The organism is Advenella sp., from assembly GCF_052108595.1.
Classification (GTDB): domain Bacteria; phylum Pseudomonadota; class Gammaproteobacteria; order Burkholderiales; family Burkholderiaceae_B; genus Advenella.
In genome coordinates this window covers 1-3,016 of sequence record NZ_JBQEAU010000198.1, presented here as the reverse complement: position 1 = coordinate 3,016, position 3,016 = coordinate 1, and the positions used below count along the sequence as shown (strand labels likewise).

Here is a 3,016-nt window from a genome sequence, read left to right as displayed (position 1 = left end):
ACGCTTGCCGATCACCAGTGACTCGGCAAGCGCCTGTACCGTCATGAAGACAATCATGTTGTTCATGATCTTGACGACCTGTCCGCATCCTGTTTGTCCGCAAAGGACAATATCGCTACCCATGGTTTCCAGATAGGGCTTGATCATCTCGAAGGTATCCGGTTCGGCGCCAACGGTGATCAGCAGCGTACCATCTCTTGCGGCTTGCCGCATGCGGGCAACCGGCGCATCAATCAGTGTGACGCCCTGTTTTTGCAATGCCACAGCCAGCTCACGGGTGCGGGCAACGTCGCTGGTGCTCATATCCACCACAAATTTAATGCGACTGTTGCCCTCCGAGAGCAGCCCGCCATCGCCCAGGCAGACCTCTTGGACCTGACTGATGCTGGGCAGGGAAAGAAACACAATATCGGTATCCTGAGCCAGTTGTTGCAGCGATCCTGAGGCGATAGCGCCCATCTTTTGAAGGCGCCCGACTGGCTCCGGCTGGATATCATAAACGTGGACTTTGCCCTTGCCACTGCGAATCAGATTGGCACACATGAACTCGCCCATGACGCCAACTCCGATAAAACCCAATACGTTGCTGCTCTCTTTCATTTACTGTCTCCTGATCAAATCTATTTTTATGTATCTTAGGAGACTGGGCCATGGCAGCTATGAAAAGTCATCAATGGAGCGTTCTGCTTTTGTGTAAGCTTAATATCCGTTGAATTGAGCGGCCGCCCTGCAGCGGTTTCTTGATTATGTGAAGCAGCATGACCGTGTGTGGATGCCTTCTCATGCTGCGATTGCGCGTCTATTGGATGAAACGCAAGCACAATGTAGATAAAATTTCATTTTATCTACATGTTTTCCCGGCACACAGTAGAAACTGACGCCTTCACCAAAGGCCCCGGATAGTTCGCACAAGGCATCGTGCAGACTATCCGGTGAACTCTTCAGGCATCAGGCTGCGCCATGGGTTCCGCCTTTGCAAAAGCGGGCAGGGCACTGCAGGCTTTTTCAACAGCACAGATCAATGGCCATTGAGTCATATCAACGTTAAAACGGCGGGCGCTTTCTATCTGAGGGATCAAATAGACATCGGCGATGGACGGTGCATCGCCGAAGCAAAATCCCTGGCGATTCCGGTCCTTTGCCAATAACGTCTCTATGGCATCAAAGCCGGCGGTTATCCAATGGCCGCACCAGGCGTCGATGGCCGTGTCGTCGCCGCTGAAATTTTTGCGCAGATACTGCAGAATACGACGGTTGTTGATAGGATGTACATCGCAACCGACAATGGACGCCAGCGCACGGACATGGGCGCGCGCCTCAGGGTCTTTTGGCAACAGCGCCGGCTGGGGGTAACACTCCTCCAGCCATTCGATAATGGCGGTAGACTGAATCAGCGTTCTGCCGTCATCCATGGTGAGGGCGGGGACCAGTCCCTGCGGATTGATGGCCTTGTACGGGTTTTCGGCTTGTTCGTCCACCCGCAGGTCCACCGGTATATAGTCCGGTGCAAGTCCCTTGAGGTTGAGCGCGATGCGCAGGCGGTGAGATGTCCCACTGCGGAAAAAGCTGTAAAGCTGCATGTTCATTCATTCCTTCTTTTCTGTACTGATCCTGCAACGCGTTACGCGGGCTGGCCTACGGTCAATTCAATTTCACCCACGCCGTCAACGCTGCCGGATATCTTGTCGCCGGGTACGACGGCACCCACGCCTTCCGGGGTGCCTGTGTAAATCAGGTCGCCAGGTTGCAAGTGGTAGAACAGGGACAGGTCTGCAATGATTTCACGGATATTCCAGATAAGCTTGTCGATATTGGAACGTTGCTTGACTGTACCGTTTACTGATAGCTCAATGGCGCCTTGCTCAATGATCTTGCCTGGCATTGGCAGGATTGGTGATGCAACGGCTGAATTTTCCACGTCCTTACCCAGATCCCAGGGGCGTCCCTTGTCGCGCGCGAGCAATTGCAGATCCCGGCGAGTCATGTCCAGGCCGCAAGCATAGCCATAGATAACCTCATGTGCCTGGTCAGCAGAAATACGGAACCCCGCTTTGCCAATGGCGACCACCAGTTCCATTTCAAAATGGTAGTTGCTGGTTTCCGATGGATATGGGACGGTAGCGCCTGACAGTGTCAAGGTTTGCGCACTCTTGGTAAAGTAAAAAGGGCGTTCTGTGCGCTTGTCTACGGGTTTGCCCATCTCAGTGGCATGTGCGTGATAGTTGCGACCCACAAAGAACAGACGGTTGATGGGGACGTGCTGTTCAGTGCCAAGTACGGGCAGGGTCTGTACGGGAGGAGGTGTCCAAAGATAGTTGATTGTAGTCATGGTGTTTCCGATCTGAAATAAGGATGCAATCCAGAAGTCTGGAATGGTGAAAGCGAGAGTGAAGAGGGCAGGAGGGCGCCGGGCCCGGCGCGTCAAGGCGTGTCGAACTGTTCGCGATAGGCATGGACTGCTTCAAGAATTGGGGCATCGCTGAAGCGGAAAAGGTCTAGCGATGAATGGTCTGCAGCGCATAGGGCGGTAAAAGGCTGCCACGAGGGTATAACAAACATATCGCCACGCTTTACCTCCCATTGGTGTTCGCCGACGGTGACCCTTCCCTGCCCATCGAATACCTGAACCACCGATGAGCCTACCTCGCGTTTGGTTCGAGTATGTGCGCCGCTGCGTATGCGATGCATCTCACAGCGAATGGTGGGAAGCACGTCACGGCCATTCATCGGATTGGTGTAGCGCACAGCTGCATGGCCTGGGCTTAGCGTCGCGCTGTAGCCTTCTTGTTCCAACGCGAGCTGTTCGCTCAGTGCTTGGTCCGTGTCCTGCCAGCGGTAGGCCAGCAAGGGTGTGGCGGCCTGATCGTCCAGTTGCGATACAGGACGCAAGCCCGGATGGGCCCAAAGGCGTTCGGAGCGCGACCTCTCTGGCTTGATGTATTCCTGAGGATCGAGCTTGTCGCGTCCGACTTCGAAGAACTGCGATTCCGTGTAGGAGGAAAATGGGATATCCAAA

At 54.3% G+C, this 3,016-nt stretch carries 3 protein-coding genes and 1 pseudogene; all 4 read right to left on the bottom strand.

Annotated features, from left to right (window positions below; translation table 11 throughout):
* The coding region (locus ACTIKR_RS20560) for an NAD(P)-dependent oxidoreductase (RefSeq protein WP_442328901.1) at window positions 1-600 on the bottom strand (600 nt) is incomplete at its 3' end.
* A 341-nt stretch (window positions 601-941) separates the two neighbouring features.
* On the bottom strand, window positions 942-1,580 hold the full coding sequence (gene maiA, locus ACTIKR_RS20555) for a maleylacetoacetate isomerase (RefSeq protein WP_442328902.1): 639 nt from the start codon (window positions 1,578-1,580) through the stop codon (window positions 942-944).
* Between the two features lie 41 nt (window positions 1,581-1,621).
* Window positions 1,622-2,329, bottom strand: coding sequence for a fumarylacetoacetate hydrolase family protein (locus ACTIKR_RS20550; protein WP_442328900.1), 708 nt, complete (start codon window positions 2,327-2,329; stop codon window positions 1,622-1,624).
* A 92-nt stretch (window positions 2,330-2,421) separates the two neighbouring features.
* Window positions 2,422-3,016 (bottom strand): annotated as a pseudogene (locus tag ACTIKR_RS20545) (cupin domain-containing protein); the annotation flags it as partial.